Consider the following 18,644-nt stretch of genomic DNA (forward strand, 5'->3'; position numbering starts at 1 on the left):
AGCTGTGTGTCCGTGCAGGTCGACGGCCACAGATGGTTGGTCGCCATAGGTATCCCCACGCCGCTCAGTCAATGGCCAATCTGAAAGCCCTCTAGACCATTTTCCGCATTGAAAAAGAGAGTTCACACGTGGCTAATATCAAGTCCCAGAAGAAGCGCATCCTCACCAACGAGAAGGCTCGCCTGCGCAACAACGCAGTCAAGTCCGAGCTGAAGACGGCCATCCGCGCCGTCAACACCGCCGTTGAGTCCACCGACAAGGATGCTGCGGCCGTTGCACTGCTTTCCGCCAGCCGCAAGCTGGACAAGGCTGTCAGCAAGGGCGTTCTCCACAAGAACAACGCTGCAAACCGCAAGTCGGCCATCTCCAAGAAGGTCAACGCGCTCTAAGGTTTCCAGTTCATCTGAACTGACGATTGTGGCCGGCACCCTCGGGTGCCGGCCACTTCCAGTTAAGCCGCAAACCGCGGCACCCTCAGCGGCGCGCGGACGCCGCAATCACTGTCACGGCGTGTTCCACGGCGTAGACGGGGTCCCGGGACAGGCCCTTGACCTGGGCGTCGGCTTCCGCGGTCACCTGGATGGACCGTACGAGCCCCTCGGGAGTCCAACGCCGGACTTCCCGCTGCGCCTGCTCGACCAGCCAGGGCTGCATGCCCAACTGCTTGGCGATCTGGGACGAGGATCCCTGGGCGCCGGCGACCTTGGCGAGGGTGCGAAGTTTCGACGCAAGGGCTGCCACCAGCGGAACCGGGTCCGCCCCGGTCGCGAGGGCGTGGCGCAGGGTGGAGAGCGCCAGGGGGGCGTTCCCGGCCATCGCGGCATCGGCGACCTTGAAAGCGGTGGCTTCCACCCGGCCTCCGTAATACCGGTCCACCATGGCGGAGTCCACTGCGGTGGCGGCGTCGGCGATTAATTGGCTGCAGGCGGCGGCCAGTTCGGCCAGGTGGGCACCGACGGCGTTGACCAGGGCGTGCACGGCGTCGGGGTCGATGCGCCGGGACGCGGCCTTGAACTCGGACGCCACGAAGGCAACCTTGTCCGCGTCCTTCTTTAAGGGCTGGCAGTCCACAACCGGCCACCCGCCCGCCTTGATGGCGTCAAGCAGCTTCTTGCCGCGGACGCCTCCGCCATGGCGGAGGACCAGCACAGCGTCCGGCTCGGGCCGGTTCAGGTACTTGAGTGCGTCGGCCAGGAAAGCATCGTTCATGCCCTCCACGCCCTCCACCTCAATGAGCTTCTGCTCGCCAAAGAGGGACGGGCTGACATGCATGGCGAGGGAGCCGGGCTCATAGTTGCCGGCAACAAGTCTGATGACTTCGACGTCAGGGGCCGCGGCGCGGACCTGCGCCCGGATGCGGTCCATGGCACGGGATCCCAGGTAGTCTTCCGGCCCGCCAACCAGCACGACGGCGGCCGGCGTCACGTCGCGCCAGGTGGCGGTCCTCGATGCCGCGGGCCGGGCACGTGGAGTCTGGGCAGCGGGCACTGGGGTTTCCTCCCGGAAGTTTGGTTGCAGACTCTAAGCCTGCCACGGCCCGGGCGGAGCAACAAGCCGGGCCGGCAGCCTCCCCGCGGCGTCCGCGGGCCATCGCCGGATTGTGGCATGCGGCTGAGCAGGGTGACCGTTCGCCGGTGCGCGGCCCGTGCCAGCCCTGCCGTTTGGGCGGGGTGGAAGACAAGCCACCAGGCGGCCAGGCACACGGCGGACAAGAGCGCCATCGTGGCGGCGCCGAAAGCTCCCTCCGGCCATGGCAGGACGGCGCCGGGGAGGCCTGCGAAGAAGCGGGCGATGCCTCCAACTCCGCTGGCGCAGGCCGCGGCGATGCCCAGCGGAGCGGCGGCGAGGACCGGGGCCAGCGGCACCAGCGGGACTGCCGCGGTCCCCAGCAGTGTGACGGGGACGACGAGGGCCGCGGCGGCCATGTTGGCCGGCAGGGCATAGCTCGAGAACTGCGGTTGCAGCAACACAATCACCGGACCGCAGAAGGCCTGCGCAGACAACGGAACAGCCACCCCTGCGGCCACCCAGCGAGGCACCGCGGCCGGGAACCACTTCATAATTGGCCTCCCGGTCACAACGATGCCGAGGGTCGCCAACACGGACAGCAGGAATCCGAAGCTGACGGACAGGGCCGGCTCGGCCAGCACCAGCCCGATCACGGCAACGCACAGGAAGCTCAAGCCCCGTCCGGGCCGTCCCCCGGCCAGTGCCACCAGCCCGATGGCACCCATCACGGAGGCGCGCAGGACGCTGGCATCCGGGCCAACCATCAGAACAAACAGACCCAGCCCCAGAAGGCAGAGAGCCGCCGCGAACGCCCGGCGGAACCTCAGGCTGCGCGCGGCCAGCAGCAGCGCGCCCAGGATGAGGCTGCAGTTGGCGCCAGAGACTGTTACGAAAGGAGGTGGGTGAATTCTGTGATCACGTTTGACCGAATTGCGAGCCAGCGCCGCCGTCCAGGGCAGGCTATCAAACGTGTGCACCACCGCATGTACAACGTGTCCTGGCAGACGCTTACGGGATTCTGATGCACTCCTCCGTCGAGAACGGCTCCGGTAGACAATCACTACCGCACTCGAGGCGAACTCCGACTGGCTGGTCGCCGCGGTCATGGCCTATAATCTCACCCGCGCCGCCGGATTCCTCGCTGCAGGCCCTTCAGCAAGGCCCGGACCGGCACGATCCCCCGCAAACTCATCCACGTCCCCGCCAGGATCGCCACCAGCGACCGACGCATCCGTCTCCATCTGCCCGAAGAGTGGCCCTGCCAAACCGTCTGGGAAGAGCTCTTCACCAGAGTCCACGCCCCGCCGCAAGCGCCATAGAACCCCGCTCACCGCCGTCAAAGACCCGCAGTGCGAACCTCACACTGCGGCACCGGCCGCATGTAGCCGGGCACCTCTGCTTTCTCGAGCCGAGATTCTAGTGTAGCGTGTCGTTAATTCCTTTGGGTGTGATTGTTTGTCAGACTTGATTCATGGTTTATCTGGCAAGGGCATTGGAGTTGCGTGACGGTGACCGGGGAGCTCTGGAGGCGCTGACCCGCGGGAAGACATCCACCGCGACGGTGGCGTTGCGGGCGAGCACGGTTTTGTTGGCTGCCGACGGGATGCCGAATATCCGGATCGAGCAGATCACCGGGTTTTCGGCACCCACGGTTCTGAAGTGGCGCAACCGCTATGCCGAGGGCGGGATCGAGGCTCTGTCCGATGCCCACCGCCCGGGCCGGGAGCGGGAGATCGACGAACTCGCTCTGATCGCCGACACCTTGTCCAACGACGGGATCCCGCCGGCTGAGCTGGGGATCTCGCACTGGTCCGCCCGGATTATGGCCGAACGCCACGGGGTGTCCTTTTCGTCCGTGGCCCGGATCTGGCGCCGCTGGAAAATCCAGCCGCACCGGATCGAGACGTTCAAGTTCTCCACCGATCCCGGCCTGGAGTCCAAGCTCCGGGACGTGGTGGGCCTGTACATGTCCCCGGCGGAAAACGCGGTGGTGGTGAGCATCGATGAGAAGACCCAGATCCAGGCACTGTCCCGTACCGGCCCGGACCAGCCGCTGTCCCCGACGCACCCGCTGCAGCAGACCCACGATTACAAGCGCAACGGCACCACCACTTTGTTCGCCGCCCTGGAGGTCCTTACCGGAAAACTCAGCGCGGACGCCTTCTACCCGAAGCACACCAACATCGAGTTCGTTGATTTTCTGGGCCGGGTCGCCCACGCCCACCCCGGGATCGAGCTGCATGTCATCTGCGACAACTACGCGACCCATAAGCACCAAAATGTGAAGGACTGGCTGGCTGGAAACCCCAGGGTGACCATGCATTTCACTCCGACCAGCTGTTCCTGGCTGAACATGGTGGAGATCTTCTTCGGGATCATCACCCGCCAGTGCCTCAAACGCGGGGAATTCAGCTCGGTGAAAGAGCTGGAAGAAACCATGGACCGCTACATCGAGAACTACAACCAGGACGCTAAACCATTCACCTGGACCAAGTCAGCGGACTATCTCCTGGGCAAGATGTCTTCGTTGACCATGAGAGCAGAACCTAGCCGATGCAAACAGGCGCCGCGCACGGTTCTCCCGGGAGGGCCCGACTAGTTCGGTTAACACGTCAGTCTTCGAGTTGCCGGGATGCAGGTCCGCGGCTTTGCGCATCGCCAGCCCGGGGAGGTAGGCGACTTCGCATCCGCAGTCCCGGGACACTGCCACGGGCAGCGCACCGATGGTGTTGGGCAGGTCCACGATCACCAGCACCCGGCCGTGCTGCTGTAGGCCGGTGAAAAGCTCGCGCAGCCGGGCCTCGTCCTGCGGCGACGGCTTGTCGAAGACCCGCTCACCGGTCGCGTTCAACGCCGCGGCGTGGTGTTCGCTCTTGCCGACATCGAGTCCGCGGTAAACGTCGAATCCCTGATCCATACTGGCGCTCCTTTGCACCACTATATGGCCGCAGTCACGACGCCCGCTGCCGGCACCCACGGTACGAAGAGACCTGGACCCGTGGGTCCGGCCTTGTCCCTATCAGCGGTCAACAAGTGCCTCCGAACCCGGCGACAACACCCCCGGATCATCAATGACAGGGCAGGAAAGTCATACCGGGTCCAGCGACCATGCCCCCGGCCATAGGGGACCCAATAAATGTAACGGGGGGAAGCCAGATCCGCGGTAGATCAAGTACTGCCCGATGGTCCAGGCGCGGGCCAAGGACACGTTCCCGGGCCGCGTGAGCAGCCCGCGGGTCCTGTTCGATTGCGGTGGCCTGTTTGGCCAGGGCGTCATTGACGCCGCCGAGCATCCGCAGATCGTGGTCAGGCCGGCGGGCTGTTCGTCGGCGACCCGGACGGAGCGCAGTGGGTGGGCATGGTCCGGGCGGCTTCGCCGTTGACCCCGGCGCCTGGACGAACCCGTGGGTCAGGTGATCTGTTCCGTGGGCATGGCCAGGGTGACCCAGTCGTGCAGTCCTCCCCGGTAGTAGGCCAGTGCGGATGCCGGATACCCGGTTTCCAGCACCGCCCGGATGGCCGCCGGTGACTGCGGGCATTGCGGGCCGTTACAGAAGAAAATGCTCAGCCTCGATACCTCGAGTTGATCCCTGAATCCAATAATGCGGTCGTGCGGGATGTTCACTGCCCCTGGAATCGTAACCCCGGACCTGGAGTCAGGCACGCGGCTGTCGATCAGGACAGCGCCGCCGCTGATCTGCTCCAGGAGTTCGAGTTCGCCCAGGGTGACCACCCCGGGTGCGCACTGCAGTGGCTGCAGCTCTCCCCATGTCGTGTCCACCGCTACCAGATCCGGTTCGCCCTCCACCTCCCGGGGCACGCTGGCCGGAGCCTGAGGACGCATTCTCGACATTCGCTTTATTACCGCTGGTTCGACACCCATGCTCCCACCCTAACGCCGCCGGACGCGGCCCCGGTGGCATTCCACCCCGGCGTCGGCGGTGGCCGCCGCGCTGCACGCCTGGTTCGGCATGCGCACCATGCCCGTTGGTCGCCGGCGTGGGCGCCGGGGACCAACGGGCATCCTCCGGCCGGGCGTCGGTCGTATCGTGATCGGGTGCAGGCCTGCTGATGGACGAGGACCGAATTCCCGGTTTGAAGCCGCGGGAGCATCAAACGCCCGGCCGCGCCTCGGCCATATACCCCCATGGGTATCATGGTGTAGTCTCGAAAATGATCACCGCAGGCCGGTCAGTACCGGTTTTACGGGATAAGGAGACGGGTAATGATGGGTGGATACGGATCAGGCATGGGCTGGACGGGGATGTTCTGGCTGCTGTTGATCGTCGGGGTCCTGCTGCTTGCCGGTCTCGGGATATGGTTTCTCTCGGCCGGCAGGCGCCGCGGCGGACCCACGGGCTCTCCTGACGGCAGGGGCGCCGGGCCTGCGGGCGGCGGAGGCACACCCCGGGAGATCCTGGATGAACGCTTTGCCAGGGGCGAGCTGAGTGCGGAAGAATACCGTGAGCGGCTCAAGATCCTCGGGGATGACGCCTGATGCGGCCTCTCAGCCGCCGCAGTGCCTTGATCCTGGGAGGGGCGGGCGCTGCGGCCGCAGCGACGGGCGCGGCGGGATTGTTCTGGGACCAGGGTTCCGGGTTCCAGGCTGACGGTGGGCTGGACCTGAGTGAGCCGCAGGCCCTGCACAGTGCCGATGGCCGGCTTCAGGTGAAACTTTCAGCGGCTCTGGGCCAGGTGCGGATTGCGGGCAGGGACGCCGACGCGCTGTCCTATAACGGGTCCCTGCCCGGCCCCACCCTGTTCCTGCGGCCCGGGGACCGGGTGAATGTAACGCTGGAGAACAGGCTGGGGGATCCGACGAACCTGCACGTCCACGGGCTGCACGTCTCCCCGCAAGGCAACAGCGACAACGTGCTGGTTTCGGTCGAACCGGGTACGTCCTTTGACTATGAGTACCGGTTGCCGGCGGACCATCCGCCGGGCGTGTACTGGTACCACCCGCACCGTCATGGAAGCGTCGCCGACCAGATCTTCGGCGGACTGTACGGGGCGATCATCGTCCAGGACTCCCAGCCCGTGCCGGTGAGCCGGGAACGCGTCCTGGTCATTTCAGACATCTCCCTCACCGGGGGCGGTTCCATCGCCACCGTGTCAGCGATGGAGAAAATGATGGGCCGGGAAGGAACCCTGGTCCTGGTCAACGGGCAGCTGAACCCGGTCCTGGCCGCCCGGCCGGGCGAGCGTGAACGGTGGCGGATCATCAATGCCTGCACCTCCCGGTACCTGAAGCTCCGCCTCGACGGCCAGCACCTGCAGCTACTTGGCCTGGATTCCGGCCGCTACCAGAGTCCCAGGGACGTTGACGAGGTGCTGCTGGCCCCGGGCAACCGGGCCGACCTGCTCGTCACCACCGCCGCCGGGACTGCCGTACTACGCACCCTGCCCGTGGACAGGGGCGGCACGGGATCCATGATGGGCAGCACCGGTGGCGGACAGTCCCGGCCCGGCCCGGACGGGACCGTCCTGGCCACCCTGGCCGTTGCCGGCGAACCGGCTGCCGCGCCGGAACCGGTCCCGGCGCAGCCGGCACCGCGGGACCTGCGGGCCGCCCCGGTGACCGCCCGCCGGGACCTGGTCTTCGCTATGGGCATGGGTATGAACAGCGGCGGCATGGGCGGTGGGATGGGATCGGGGATGATGAGTTTCACCATCAACGGTAGGCCGTTCCACCCCGCCCGGATCGATACCACGGTCCCCGCCGGCGCCGTCGAGGAATGGACCCTGAGGAACACCAGCCCGATGGACCACCCCGTGCACCTGCACGTATGGCCGATGCAGATCATCGAACAGGACGGCCAGCCCGTGGATAGTCCCCTGTGGCAGGACGTGGTCAACGTCCCGGCCCGCAGCAGCGTCCGGGTCCGGATCGCCTTCGATGACTTCACCGGGAAAACCGTCTACCACTGCCACATCCTGGACCACGAGGACAGCGGCATGATGGGCCTGATCGAAGCCCGGTAGCACAGCGGCCCCACAGTCCTTTGCATGAATGAGAAAACCGATGAAGGAGCACAACAATGACCTACGCACACACCATCACCGTCGCCCTGCCCTACGCAGAAGCAGTAACCCGGACCCGGGAAGCCCTCTCGGGGCAGGGCTTCGGCGTGCTCTCCGAAATCGATGTCCGCGCCACCTTCGAGGCCAAACTCGGGTCCGACGCCGGGCAGGGCCTGGGTGACTACCTCATCCTGGGCGTCTGTAATCCTGCCCTGGCGCAGAAAGCTCTCGCCGCGGACCCGGACATGGGGCTGCTGCTGCCCTGCAACGTCGTGATCAGGCGCGGACCTGACAACTCCACCACCGTCATCCAGACCATCGACCCGCAGACCATGGTCCAGCTCAGCGACGCCCCGGCCGTCGCCGAAGTCGCCTCGGACGCCGATCACAGGCTTCTCGCAGCCCTGAAGGAACTCGAAACCGCCTAAGACCGGTTGAACGTGCAGCGACAGACCGCCTGCGGAGAGAACGAGTACGGTTGAACGCGGCGTGGCACCGGAACCCGCCGGCTACTGTGCGGGGCTGGCGGGATTATTCACACGGTGCCTGGATCAGCCGGGGCCTTGTTGGCGGCTCTCGACTGGGCGTGGCGCGGGTGTTCAGCACGGCCAAAGTTCAAGAGCCTGGAATCATCGAGATTGAAAAGAATCAACGCAGCATCAACAGCGCCGGTATCCTTGAACACGGCTCGCACTAATCGCCGGGCTGCGGGCCCTGCTCATGTTTGGGAGACCACGCTAAAGATTCGAGAGCAAGGATTCCACCCACAATGAGGGAACCAAAATGCTCAAAGACTTCACAAAGAACAATCTAGATAAGCAAGGATTTGGAAGTCTTAATGAGGACGCCAAGTCTTGCTATGCGTGGCCCCTGCGATTCACGCCGGGAGTGGGCACCGTCCTAATCGTCGTCGGATTGACTTTGCAGTCGCCCACTTTTCTTGGGATTGGGGCAATCGTTCCACTTAGCGGAGCACTATTCCCCCGCGGGATGATTCTAGATCTGGTTTACAATTTTGGCGTCCGACATCTACTTCATGGGCCAGCGCTCCCGCCCACGCCGACACCACGACGGTTTTCGTACCTGCTGTCCACCGTGCTGCTGACGGGCTCGGCCTTGTCCATCTACTACGGGTTATCAACGTTGGGAATCATCCTAGGAGGAGCGGTCGCCCTAGGGGGCTTAATGCTCACCACCACCCATTGGTGTCTCGGGTCGTGGATCTACAGATTACTTTTCCGGCATTCAGCGGCGAGGTCGTAACTACCGGAGCATCAGCGCGGCGAGGTATCTTCACCATTACCTCATCAGCGCGCACTCACCCGGCAGTGCCCGGATTCTGACCAGCATCTGGTTCACCGACGGCCGGTTCCTGGCCGGTTTTTCATTTCCGGCGCTAGCCCTGGGCTATTTTGCGCACTGTCCTCACGTTCTGCACACCCCCAGCATCCCACCGAAAAACCGCGTTTTCTGCGCGTCAGCGCCGTGGGGGATGGACGCGAAGGGCGGGCGACGGCACGTATCCACCTGTCAACTCAAGAAGCAGAACGAGGGCATGCTCCGGGTGCTGGCGATGCAGGTCAGAGCGGTGTGGTGGGTCCCTCTCTTGGTGCCAGGTCAGGGAGCCGCGCATCAGTGCTGGCAGGTCATGGACCCGGTCGATAGGGGCGTCCGGCCTGGGCGCGGCCTTACGCTCGGGCAGACCCAGCATGGTTAGGCATCGCCTCGGCCGTTCGGCCAGGGCTGCGAACCTGGCGGGGTGCGGGCAGCCGTCTCATGGACCAAGGGCCCTATTGTGCCGATCCGGAACAGGCAATAGTGGAAGCGGGGCAGCAGTCACCAACGAGTTGAAGGAGATCACACGATGTATGGATGGTATGGCGATGGGGGCATTCTCGGCTGGGTGGTGATGGCAGTGATGATGCTGCTGTTCTGGGGAGGGGTGGCGGCCGTGGTGATTGTTCTGATCCGCAGCGGACGGGCCGGCGTGGGGGGTCACTCCGGGTCCCCGCACGATGACCCGGAGCGGATCCTCAACGAACGCTTCGCCCGCGGGGAGATCGACGCGAACGAGCTCAATGAACGCCGCACGGTTCTTCGAAACAAGCTATGAAGACTCTGAGCCGCAAAACGCATTTTTTGTTCGGTGCCGCCGCAGCGCTTGTCCTGACTGCCCTGTCCATGCTGGCTGTGGTCTTCATGAGCGGCGGGACGGACCCGGGAGGCTACGCGTTTCCCGGAGCCTCCCGATGCACGGCGCCCGGCCTCCCCGGTACGGTCATCAACGTCACGGCCTCTGACATGGGAGGTGCCCTGATGGGCGGTTCCGGGATGATGCGCGGCAGCATGCTGCTGACCGCAGACAGGACCACCGTGACTGGCGGCGAGGTGTCCTTTCTCGTCACCAACGTCGGTAACATCCCTCACGAAATGATGATCATCCCGCTGGCAGGTACACAGATCGCAGGAACCCGCCCGGTTGGCCGGGACGGCAAAATCGATGAGAGCGGCAGTTTGGCTGAGGCCGCCGCCACTTGCGCCGAAGGCGAAGGCGACGGGATTCTCCCGTCTGCGGCCGGATGGATCACTCTGGATCTTGCGCCCGGAGAATATGAATTGTTCTGCAATCTGCCGGGCCACTACTGGGCCGGGATGTACACCCGACTCACCGTCACCTGAACCGGCCGGACCAGATCCGGCATCACTACCGGCGTCGGACTCCTGCGTCGCGAACTGCATCCACCATTCCTGCCTGCTGGATCCGGCGGTGTCAATCCGCCTTAGCAACGTTGTCGTTGATTAGCTTGGTAAATATTTCCCGCGGAGTGAGGAACCCGAGGACGGCGCGGGGTCTGTCGTTGAGTTCATCCGCGATGGAGTCCAGGTAGGGCTGGTCGCTGGGCCTTGACCCGTGCCGCGAGGACAGGATCCGTGTCCATCTTCCGGGCCTGGGGACGCTTGCGTTTCCGCTCCGCCGACACGTCTGCGGTGACGGGGCGGTAGCCGCGGGTCTTGCTAGGACCACACCTGTGGCCCACGTCAGAGTGGCGCCCGACGACGCCTGAACTGCACAAACGCAGTCCGTTCCGTGCCGGAGTCACGTCGGACCCCGAGAGAACCCAGACACTGAGACGGTCTGAGAGCGGGTGCTTACAGCTGCCTTCCGAGGTGCCGGCCCCAGCACGGGCACTGTCGAAGCGAAAGTGCCACAGCGTGCCGAGGCCGTCCTCGGAAGGGCCCGGGGCATTCTTATGGGACGGCTCGGCATCGGGGCCGACGCGGCCTTCGCCCTGCTCTACGTTCACAGCAAGCACACTGGCCGTCATAGCCTCCCAACTTGTCGACCTCGCCGAAGACCCCCGCGGCGCTGCCGCGCCGACTACGTTCGTCCATGACCTTCAACGCCACACAGCTCATGCCCCCTTGGGTGTGCCGGGCGAAGGTCAAGCAGCTGGCCTGCCGTGAATCGCAGGAAGGTCGTGTCTGCCGACGGTTGCTGCACTTCGCTTCAGGCGTGGACGCCCGCTTCCGGAATATCATGACCGCTGCCAGGAAGTCCGCCGGAGGTGCCGGTCGCACGCTCTCGCAGGTTGGTAAGCGTTGGGGATACTTAGAGGCTCGAGCTGTGGCATATCGACATCGGTCTGCCGATCGCGGCGACCCTCGCCGTCGTCTTCTTTGTGGTCAAGGTGGTGCGCAGGGCACGGAACAGAAACTTCGGTCACGGTCCTGGGAACGGCTCGGTCGGCTGGCGTTCCGCGGGCCGTTTTGGCTTAAGCGAAAGAACCGGCACAGATGTGGCCGGTTCTTTCTGTTTTCCCTCGGACAAAGGAAGTTCTAGGGTGCAGCGTCAATGCTGCAAAGGTTCGCCTTAGCCTTGATCCACCGATGATGGTCGGGGCACCGGCGGCGGTTTAAACCGAGAATACCCGTCTTGGGCGAATTCCAGGGGTCGATGCAACACCCAAGGTCAGCTGGCTATCAGTAAATCACGAAGTGACTCGGCCGGGGTTTTCCAGCCGAGTGTTTTGCTGGGGCGGTCGTTGAGTTCCTGGGCGACGTGTTCGAGGTCCTCGGGCCCGTAGGCGTTCAGGTTGGTGCTTTTGGGGAAGTACTGGCGCAGCAGCCCGTTGGTGTTCTCGTTGGATCCGCGCTGCCAGGGGCTGGCCGGGTCGCAGAAGTAGACGTCCATGTCGGTGGCGATGCTGAACGCCTTGTGTTTGGCCATTTCGACGCACTGGTCCCAGGTCAGGGATCCTCGCAGGTGCGCCGGCATGGTCCCCATGGTTTCTATGAGCCCGTCGCGGACCGATTCGACGGTATGGTCCACCGGAAGGTGCACCAGCATCACGTAGCGGGTGGTGCGCTCGACCAGCGTCGCAATCGCCGATTGGTTGTGTGCACTTGTGATGTAGGCCCTCCCAATGGCCCGGGATCGCGCGGTCCTGGACCTCTGCGGGGAGCTCGGAAATGTTGATCATCGGGCCCGGAAACGGCTGGTGCGTTCCTCGGGGCTTTTCTGCTTTTTGCGGCGTGTCCGTCCCGTGCGCAGGGCTTCTTTGACTTCGCGTTTGAGTCCTCCGCGGGCCTGGAAGTAGAGGGCTTGGTAGATCGTTTCGGGGCTCACGCGCATCTGCTCGTCATCAGGGAAGTCCTTGATCAGCAGCTTCGATATCCGCTCCGGAGACCAGCGGATGCGCAGCTTGTCCGTCACGGAGTCGCGCAGGGCCCCCGAGTTCTGCCAGCTTACTGTCCTTGGGCCGTGCCCGCGCCGCCGTGGCAGCCCGGTGGGCGCCGTAGGGCTGGTAGCCGAGCACCGGGTGGCTGTTGCGTTTGATCTCCCGGCTGATGGTGCCCACCGATCGGCCCAAAGCCCTGCCAACCGCCTGCATGGAGGTTCCTTGGGTGCGCAGGTCCGCAATTCTCTCCCGCTCAGGCAGGGACAGATAGCGGGCGTTGACGGGCTGCTCCAGGGCTTCCAAGACCACCGGAGCCGCCGGCAGTGGTGGCAGCGCCGGCACCAGCTCCGGCGGGGCTTCCGGTGCCGTAACAGGGGCAGGTGGTTCGGCTAAAGCAGTAATCACTTCCTGTTTATACGGTACTTCCGGGGCGTTGGAGCCAACGGCGCGGCTCTTGGCCGCACCCCGCTCGTTCTCCCACAGGTACCCGCTTTTGCGGCTCGCACCGGCGGTGGCAGCGGCCTCCATCCGGCCGACGCCCGCTTCGCGCAACCGCAGGAATTCGGCGCGTTTCCCCACCCCTGGGTGGACGGACCCGATTCCGGCATGACGGGCCCACCTGACGCCCGGGACCTCTCAAGACCAAGCTCCCGGGCGGCCACGCTGACACTGCCCACACGAGCGAGGACGGCGAAGAACTCGTCCTTCTGTTCCTGGGTGGCAGACTGCTTTGCCACCGGATTTGTGCGGGGTTTGCGGGTGACGGCGCCAGCCTTGTAGGCCCAATGGAAGCAGGTTTGGACGTTGATGCCCACCGTCTTGGCCGCGAGGCTCACGCTCCCCAACCGGTCCAGCAAGACAAAGAACCTGTCCTTCTCGGCCTGGGTGTATTTTTGGCCGGACTTCCTTCCCGAAGGTCCCGCCCAGGCATCGCAAGTACTGAGGTTGAATCCCAATTCCCGGGCGGCCAGCGGAATGCTTCCCAGACGCTCCAAGGCCACGAAGAAATCCGCCCGCTCGGACGCGTAATAGCTCCGATGAGCACGCTTCAGGGACGGTGCGGCGGACCGTCCAGATTTTTTCCTTAAGGGTGATTCTTCCTTCAAGGAAGAACTATTCATCAATGATGTTTCCAAGGCGTTGCAACTCCCGGTTTTCAGGGGGTGTTGCAACGACCGTTAGAACTCGCCTTTTCAAGGAAAATGGAGCTTGTCTAGAGCACATTGACCACCGAAAAGAGGTCATCTCGTAGATGCGAGTTTCCCGTAAGCGTGCCTCCGTGTCAGTTTCCTTTGACGAGCCGAATCTCGTGTCGGCTGCCGGGCTGCTGCCGGTGATGACCTTGGCCCGGGACGCCGGGCTACAGGAACCGGCCGATGAAGTGCTTGCGGTGCCGACGGACAAGGGCGCCAACGCCGTCCGTGGACTCAGGGCCGCGCGACCCTTCCATTGGCGAAGCTCCGGTCAAATAGCGGTTGACCGGAGCTTCGGTCCATTATGCCTTGCTGAACCTTAGGGTTGGCTGGGAGTGCGGCAGCAGGACGAACTGCTCTGGCTCCGATGGCCCTCCCGGCGGTCCGGCAAAGATATCGGCGAAGGCCACCGCGACATTCGCAACCCCCATCAGCGCTATTCTCCAGGGAAGTGTCGAGCCAGCTTCCAGTGGAGTGCACTGGGCCCGCGGCAACGTGAACTTTCAGGATACTAGGCGTTGGCGGCTGCCGAACGGCCGGCGCGCAGGTTGAAGGGCGTCATTGATGCAATGCTCTGGCCGACCTGAAGGCGCCGCGAAAGCAACGCCATGCCGCCCAACGAATTTTCGACCGTCTGGTTGATGAGCATCAGGCGGCGATCTCGTGTTCCGCGGTGCGGCAGTACGTCAAAGCCCGCGGCACCGGCTTCACCGGTGAGAGCCTCAGACGACGCATGCCGAGCCAGATGGGCGAATGCTCATGCATTGCCCAACGGTAAAACGGGCTGAATGTGGTTGGGGCCTGCAGCAGGGACATACACGTGCACACGTTGCGGATGCCCGGTGCCGGAACGGGCAGAGGTCGGGCTAGTGACCCGACGGGTGATCCGTTGTGTGGTCCACGCCCGGTACCGGCCCAGGATTTAGGTCGCCTCCGGTGCCACTGATCGCCGGGCCGATGACAAATGCGGACAGCGCGAACATTGCTGCGAAGATCAGCAGCCCGATGGCGGGCGCAACCCAGGTCCCAAAACGCCGGTATAGGCGCAGGAGCAGTGGGATTGAAGCGAGTAATCCCAGCGCGCCGAACAATGCGGTGCCGCCCGACCCTGCCACGAGTGCCGTGCCGGCGAGAATCCCGATGTGATGCAGGACATGAGGCAGGAGGCCGACCACGAAACCAATGACCGCGACGATAGAGTGCCAAAGGGCCTGCAACCGGCCACGCCATGTCCGTTGTTCCGTCGGATCGGCATGGATGCCGGAGGGCAAGACGCCAGGCTCATGCACACGATGGGAGTGATCATCGGTCATGATATCCAGTCCTTTCGTTTGTCCCCCGTGAGCTCGGAAGCCAGTCCAAGACTACTGCGTGGTAGGCTCCTGCGCTCCTATTAGACGCAGCACTCCCCTGGCAGAAGCACGGAACCGGCGGTGGCTGCTTCCTTAGCCCCCCTCCCCGACCGTGGTACGGGTCGCCTCCCGGGTGCGCCCGGCCCACTGAGGTGACACGTCGACTGAAGACGTTATCCAACTTCGAGGACTCTGGGCCTGGTTCTGACGACGAGCACGGCGCAGGCGGCATGGTGGACTACCTGCGTGGACACGGACCCGAGCAGCAGCCCGGTAAATCCTCCGTGGCCACGGGAACCAACGACCAGCAGGTCCGCGTCCTTGGAAGCATTTACAAGGACGGTTACCGTGGGCCCTTGGACGACGTCACCGATGACGTTGACGCCTTCGGTGTCCACGGCCTTCAAGGCGTCGGTCTGCATTCTCCGGGCGGCCGGCTCGAAAATGACAGGATCCCAGATCATCGCTTCCATGCCGGCCGTCACGGGCGGGTACTCCCAGGCGGTCACGGCCCGCACCTGTCCGTGGCGGAGACGGGCTTCCGTGACGGCCCATTCGAGAGCCAACCGTGATTCCGCGGAGCCGTCCACCCCGACCGCGATTCTGAATCTGTCTTCGCCGCTCATGATCTCCGCCGTCCGTTGAGGTCCTGCCTGGCTGGTTGCCATCAGTCTCCCATGCCGGGTTTCAGCGGCAAGGTACCTGATGAAGATTGCAATTAATGAAGATGCTACGCCGCCAACTGGCCTGCCGGTGACGGGTGGTGCCAGGGGGTTCCCAATCAGGGCAGCCGCGGTTCCCTACCACGGTCCGGAGCGAGACCCGCGGTTATCGGCGAATGCGTGCGGACACACCTGCGGCGCCCCGGCCGGTGTTGTCCGTGCCGGAAACGACGGCCGGAAGAAGGGTGTACCCGCCGGTGTTCATCGCCTCTGCATCACCATGCGGTTTTTTCATGACCCACCCTTCCGTGCAGCTGACGGCCAAAGTGTTCGGCCGTCCGGCCGACGGCGCCGGGGGCATTGGCCCGGAGCCGGAGCAGATGCGGCATAAGGAATATTGTCCACTCATTGGTGTGAACCACCGTTATGCCGTGACGTCCAGATCAGATAGGCGCCAAGCGCACCGCCTGCACCGAGCCCGGCCCTCATCAGCGGTTTCTCCCAGCTGCCCCAACGGTCCCTGTCCCCCGCCGCAAGTGCTCCCACCCCTCCGATTAGAGCTGCCGAGATCATGCCTGCTACCAGGCGGTTGCCGATGCGTTCAATCCGCCCGACCAGGGGTTCAAGCTCCGCGGCCCGTAAATGGACTTCCAAGCCTGTGTCGAGGCTATCCACGACCCGTCGGAGTAGGTCCGGCAGGTCCTCGGCCAGTTCCGCCGCGTCAGCACCGGCTGCGGCTATGCGCGCGGCCAACGCCTGCGGCGCAAAGCGGCGGAACATCAGCTTCCTGGCATAGGGCGCCAGCATCACGCCCAGATTAAAGCCGGGGTCCAGTTCAACTCCGATGCCTTCGGCCATGATCATCATTTTCAGGAGCTTCGCCAGTTCCTGAGGCATCTGCAGGTGGTAGGTGCGCATCAGCGCGACCGCTTGGGTGATCAGCGGCCCGATTTCGATCTGATTTAGTGGGCGGTCTTCGTAGAGGGCAATAAACAGGGTGACGTCCGCGCGCAGCCGGCTGCGGTCCACAGGCTGCCGGGTTACGGAAAGGTCCAGCAAAGCGGAGCCGACACGGCCCGGGTCGTTGCGGGCCAATGCAGTCAGTAGGACGCTGAGTTGGCTGCGGAGCTTGTCGTTCACCTCGCCGACCATGCCGAAGTCGATGAGACCTATGCGACCGTCCGGTTCGATGAACAGGTTGCCGGGATGCGGATCGGCATGGAAGAACCCGTCTTCGAAGACCATTTTTAGGGCTGTGCCTGCGGACCGGACAGCCAGCGCAGCACGGTCGATCCCTGCACGGTCCAACCCGTCGAGATCATTGACTTTCATCCCCACGATCCGCTCCAGCGTCAGCACCCGGGACGTGGTCGTCTCCCAAAAGACGCGGGGAATGTGGACGCCGGGGTCGGAGGCGAAGTTCTCGGCGAATCGCTCCGCGTTCCGGCCTTCCTGAAGATAGTCGAGTTCTGCCCTCAGCGTCTGTGCAAACTCCGCGGCTATGCCGGGGAGATTGTAGTCGGCCGCCGCATCCCACCGGTGGCTGATCTGGACCGCGAGGTTCTGCAGAATATCCAGGTCTGCCTCGATCGTGGGAATGACGTCGGGTCGCCGGACTTTTACAACGACGTGTGTTCCGTCGTGGAGAGTTGCTGCATGGGCCTGGCCGATGGAGGCACTCGCCAGGGGTTCGAGGGTGAAGTCCGCAAACACGTCGTCCGTCTCGGACCCGAGTTCTTCGCGGATCAGCTGACGGATCGTTGCCCCTGGCACAGGTGGGGCAGCGTCCTGGAGTTTAGCCAACTCCGTCTGGTACCGGGGCGGCAAGAGGTCAGGGCGGGTGGAGAGGAGCTGGCCGAGCTTGATGAACGTCGGTCCCAGCTCTTCGAGGGCCAACCGCAGGTGGTCTGGATTCGTGTAGGGCTCGGCTCTTCGTTCATGGCCCAGGAGTCCGTGGTGGAAGGGTACCCACCGCTCGAGTCCGGTGATACCCACGAGGAAGCCCAGCCCGTGCCGGGCCAGAATCTCGCTGATCTGCTGATAGCGGTGTACCCGTATGTTCGTTGTCATTGCCGGTTCTGATTTCCGTGTGATGTGGGAGGCTTCAAAGCGGCACGGCGTGCCTGGCGTTCCTGCACGGCTCGCCGTTCCATGGAGCGTGGCCGCGGTCTACTGTCCACGGGAGGTTTCGGCCCTTTGCAGAGTCGGCTGTTTCAGCGGCAGCACAAGGACGAGCATCGACACCAGAACCAGGGCCATGCCGGCCAGGGTCCAACTGCTCTGCCGTTCCCCCAGGACGACCATGGATAGCAGGATGCCGAACACCGGGACCAGGAAGGTCCATGCCGTGACCGCGTCCAGGCGGCTGTGCCGGACTTCTGTGAACCAGCCGAGAAAGGCCGCAGCGGTTCCCACGAGGGAAACATAGAGGAGAATGCCGATGAAGCGCAAGCCCCAGTTGATGGACGGCGCCCCCTCGGTAAGCCCGGCGATGACGGCAAGAATGGCGCCCCCAACCAGGAAATGCCAGGCAATCACCTGCAGGACATCGGCCTTTATCTGCCTCGAAATCAGAGTTCCGGCGGTGACCGCGAGAGCTGCGGTGATTGAGAGCCACGCACCGGTGCCGGTGCCGCTGGGCAGGGCGACTGCCAATAGCCCTGCGAAACCTGTCCCCATCGCCGCCAGCGTGCGGGCGGACACGCGCTCCTTGTATATCCACCAGGCCGGAAGCACTATGAGCAAGGGCTGTGCATTGGCCAGAACGGAGGCGGCTCCCGTCGATAGACCGGCCAGACCGCCGAACATGGCAGCGAACGCCAGTGTGACATTGACAATGCCCATCACTGCTATCAGAGCCCAGGTCCGGGCCCCGCGCGGCGTCGGTTCCCGCCGGAATCCCGCAACTGCGAGGAGCACCCCGCCGGCTATGAGTGCGCGCAACGCGGCGAACCACAGCAGCGGAGCATCCTTCAGACCGATGCTGATCGCCAGAAAGCACGAGCCCCAGGCAAAGGTTATCCACAGCATCCGCACCGGCCTGGGCCGACGCAGGTTTCCGAGCTGTCCGGCACTGACTACTGTCGGGGGCGTGCGCACAGCAGCTCCTTCGACGGCAGGATCCCGGAGAGGCCTTCGACAGACACAGCGCACGGCTGAGTGATTCTCCTGTTCATGAGGGAAGAGACACCCACCGGCGGATTCGGGCCTTCAGCGGCCGGCTCTGCC

At 64.3% G+C, this 18,644-nt stretch carries 17 protein-coding genes and 5 pseudogenes; 10 read left to right on the top strand and 12 right to left on the bottom strand.

Annotation, left to right across the window (positions count from 1 at the left end; translation table 11 throughout):
• Positions 1–128: 128 nt before the first annotated feature.
• Positions 129–389: a 30S ribosomal protein S20 gene (gene rpsT / locus ASPU41_RS16335; RefSeq protein ID WP_018773112.1), complete on the top strand. Its 261-nt coding sequence runs from the start codon at positions 129–131 to the stop codon at positions 387–389.
• A gap of 85 nt (positions 390–474) precedes the next feature.
• Here rpsT and holA read toward each other — a convergent pair whose 3' ends face one another.
• The gene (holA, locus tag ASPU41_RS16340) at positions 475–1,488 is read right to left on the bottom strand and encodes a DNA polymerase III subunit delta (RefSeq protein WP_069951800.1); all 1,014 of its coding nucleotides are present in this window, start codon (positions 1,486–1,488) and stop codon (positions 475–477) included.
• Positions 1,422–2,615, bottom strand: a complete 1,194-nt coding sequence (locus ASPU41_RS16345; protein ID WP_083266570.1) for a ComEC/Rec2 family competence protein — start codon at positions 2,613–2,615, stop codon at positions 1,422–1,424. Before ASPU41_RS16345 ends, holA begins: the two co-directional genes overlap by 67 nt.
• On the opposite strand from ASPU41_RS16345, the pseudogene ASPU41_RS22735 reads away from it, so the two are divergent.
• A pseudogene (locus tag ASPU41_RS22735) lies at positions 2,584–2,828 on the top strand (transposase); the annotation flags it as partial. The gene ASPU41_RS16345 and the pseudogene ASPU41_RS22735 overlap by 32 nt on opposite strands.
• 152 nt (positions 2,829–2,980) lie before the next feature.
• Positions 2,981–4,108, top strand: coding sequence for an IS630 family transposase (locus ASPU41_RS16350; protein WP_069951802.1), 1,128 nt, complete (start codon positions 2,981–2,983; stop codon positions 4,106–4,108).
• Between the two features lie 12 nt (positions 4,109–4,120).
• Here ASPU41_RS16350 and ASPU41_RS22195 read toward each other — a convergent pair.
• The 3 genes and pseudogenes from ASPU41_RS22195 to ASPU41_RS16360 all read right to left on the bottom strand — a co-directional run.
• Positions 4,121–4,426: pseudogene (locus ASPU41_RS22195) on the bottom strand (IS110 family transposase); the annotation flags it as partial.
• 247 nt (positions 4,427–4,673) lie between these two features.
• Positions 4,674–4,899, bottom strand: a pseudogene (locus tag ASPU41_RS23510) (IS110 family transposase); the annotation flags it as partial.
• A gap of 19 nt (positions 4,900–4,918) precedes the next feature.
• Complete coding sequence (locus tag ASPU41_RS16360) at positions 4,919–5,353, bottom strand: rhodanese-like domain-containing protein (RefSeq protein WP_083266571.1); 435 nt, start codon at positions 5,351–5,353, stop codon at positions 4,919–4,921.
• 381 nt (positions 5,354–5,734) lie between these two features.
• Between ASPU41_RS16360 and ASPU41_RS16365 the strand changes: the two genes are divergently transcribed.
• The 6 genes from ASPU41_RS16365 (at position 5,735) to ASPU41_RS16390 (ending at position 10,209) form a co-directional block, all read left to right on the top strand.
• Positions 5,735–6,007 (top strand): SHOCT domain-containing protein, encoded by a 273-nt coding sequence (locus ASPU41_RS16365; protein WP_069951805.1) that lies wholly within the window; start codon positions 5,735–5,737, stop codon positions 6,005–6,007.
• The gene (locus ASPU41_RS16370; protein WP_069951806.1) at positions 6,007–7,491 is read left to right on the top strand and encodes a multicopper oxidase family protein; all 1,485 of its coding nucleotides are present in this window, start codon (positions 6,007–6,009) and stop codon (positions 7,489–7,491) included. The genes ASPU41_RS16365 and ASPU41_RS16370 overlap by 1 nt, the downstream gene beginning before the upstream one ends.
• A gap of 56 nt (positions 7,492–7,547) precedes the next feature.
• Positions 7,548–7,958 (top strand): DUF302 domain-containing protein, encoded by a 411-nt coding sequence (locus ASPU41_RS16375; protein ID WP_069951807.1) that lies wholly within the window; start codon positions 7,548–7,550, stop codon positions 7,956–7,958.
• 355 nt (positions 7,959–8,313) lie between these two features.
• Positions 8,314–8,793, top strand: a complete 480-nt coding sequence (locus ASPU41_RS24090) for a DUF4395 family protein (RefSeq protein WP_083266572.1) — start codon at positions 8,314–8,316, stop codon at positions 8,791–8,793.
• A gap of 601 nt (positions 8,794–9,394) precedes the next feature.
• Positions 9,395–9,643, top strand: a complete 249-nt coding sequence (locus ASPU41_RS16385) for an SHOCT domain-containing protein (protein ID WP_069951809.1) — start codon at positions 9,395–9,397, stop codon at positions 9,641–9,643.
• A complete protein-coding gene (locus ASPU41_RS16390) occupies positions 9,640–10,209 on the top strand; it encodes a sulfocyanin-like copper-binding protein (RefSeq protein WP_069951810.1) in 570 nt (189 codons plus the stop codon). The genes ASPU41_RS16385 and ASPU41_RS16390 overlap by 4 nt, the downstream gene beginning before the upstream one ends.
• 91 nt (positions 10,210–10,300) lie before the next feature.
• Here the strand turns inward: ASPU41_RS16390 and ASPU41_RS24095 are convergent.
• A pseudogene (locus ASPU41_RS24095) lies at positions 10,301–10,432 on the bottom strand (IS30 family transposase); the annotation flags it as partial.
• A 349-nt stretch (positions 10,433–10,781) separates the two neighbouring features.
• Here ASPU41_RS24095 and ASPU41_RS24100 point away from each other — a divergent pair.
• The gene (locus ASPU41_RS24100; RefSeq protein WP_197515686.1) at positions 10,782–10,925 is read left to right on the top strand and encodes a hypothetical protein; all 144 of its coding nucleotides are present in this window, start codon (positions 10,782–10,784) and stop codon (positions 10,923–10,925) included.
• 575 nt (positions 10,926–11,500) lie between these two features.
• Here ASPU41_RS24100 and ASPU41_RS16395 read toward each other — a convergent pair.
• The 6 genes and pseudogenes from ASPU41_RS16395 to ASPU41_RS16415 form a co-directional block, all read right to left on the bottom strand.
• Positions 11,501–12,737 (bottom strand): annotated as a pseudogene (locus tag ASPU41_RS16395) (IS30 family transposase).
• A 1,176-nt stretch (positions 12,738–13,913) separates the two neighbouring features.
• Complete coding sequence (locus ASPU41_RS22745; protein WP_157357025.1) at positions 13,914–14,051, bottom strand: hypothetical protein; 138 nt, start codon at positions 14,049–14,051, stop codon at positions 13,914–13,916.
• A gap of 217 nt (positions 14,052–14,268) precedes the next feature.
• Positions 14,269–14,715, bottom strand: a complete 447-nt coding sequence (locus ASPU41_RS16400) for a hypothetical protein (protein ID WP_069951811.1) — start codon at positions 14,713–14,715, stop codon at positions 14,269–14,271.
• 212 nt (positions 14,716–14,927) lie between these two features.
• On the bottom strand, positions 14,928–15,422 hold the full coding sequence (locus ASPU41_RS16405) for a universal stress protein (protein ID WP_231941103.1): 495 nt from the start codon (positions 15,420–15,422) through the stop codon (positions 14,928–14,930).
• Positions 15,423–15,821: 399 nt separating this feature from the next.
• Positions 15,822–17,486: an ABC1 kinase family protein gene (locus tag ASPU41_RS16410; RefSeq protein WP_069951813.1), complete on the bottom strand. Its 1,665-nt coding sequence runs from the start codon at positions 17,484–17,486 to the stop codon at positions 15,822–15,824.
• A 99-nt stretch (positions 17,487–17,585) separates the two neighbouring features.
• On the bottom strand, positions 17,586–18,446 hold the full coding sequence (locus ASPU41_RS16415) for a DMT family transporter (protein ID WP_069951814.1): 861 nt from the start codon (positions 18,444–18,446) through the stop codon (positions 17,586–17,588).
• Positions 18,447–18,644: the final 198 nt, after the last annotated feature.

Source organism: Arthrobacter sp. U41 (assembly GCF_001750145.1).
Classification (GTDB): Bacteria; Actinomycetota; Actinomycetes; order Actinomycetales; family Micrococcaceae; genus Arthrobacter.